This window comes from Pseudoalteromonas sp. SWXJZ10B, from assembly GCF_015864475.1.
Classification (GTDB): Bacteria; Pseudomonadota; Gammaproteobacteria; order Enterobacterales; family Alteromonadaceae; genus Pseudoalteromonas; species Pseudoalteromonas arctica.
On record NZ_JADYXD010000061.1, the window covers coordinates 1 to 799 of the forward strand.

Annotated in this window: 1 pseudogene; it reads left to right on the plus strand. The window is 44.6% G+C overall.

The features are described 5' to 3' along the window. Positions 1-791: pseudogene (locus tag I6F54_RS20170) on the plus strand (IS30 family transposase); the annotation flags it as partial. Positions 792-799 lie beyond the last annotated feature (8 nt).

Here is a 799-nt window from a genome sequence, read left to right on the forward strand (position 1 = left end):
GGGCTTTGTTTCGCCGAAGAAGTGTAAGAAAACCGCTTAAGATGACACCTGAAATGATGGCTTTAATTACCCAGAAGCTTAATGAGAAGTGGAGTCCTGAACAAATAACGGGATGGTTGCGCAAAGAAAGTGAACGGTCTGTCAGCCATGAATGCATTTATCTGTATATCTGGGAAGATAAAAAAGCAGGTGGTGAGTTATACCTACATCTGCGCCGACACGGTAAGAAATATCACAAGCGCAGTCATGGTAAAACAAACCGAGGGCAAATAAAAAATCGCGTTAGCATTGAAGAACGTCCACAAATAGTTGATGAGAAAGGCCGTATCGGAGATTGGGAAATAGATACCGTCATAGGCAAAGGTCATCGAGGCGCCCTTGTTACCATTGTGGAGCGAATCACGCAATTCACTGTGTCAACTCAGGTGGCAGACAAAACAGCAGAGGTCGTCACTGCGGCGACGATATAATTATTAAGCCCTTTTAGGTCAGCGCTTCATACCATCACCGCGGACAATGGAAAAGAGTTCGCTTATCACGATCAAATCACAGAGGCTTTAAGTGTTCCTGTTTATTTTGCTCACCCTTATCACTCATGGGAGCGCGGATTGAATGAAAACACGAATGGATTACTACGCCAGTATTGGCCGAAGAGCACAGATTTTAAGGCGATAACACCAGCGCAAGTTATACCAGTACTTGAGTAACTTAATAATCGTTCGAGGAAGACACTTGGATTTGAAACGCCTGCAAAATTGATGCAGGAGGGCTTGGCGGCTAAAGCCACCTAAACGTTATG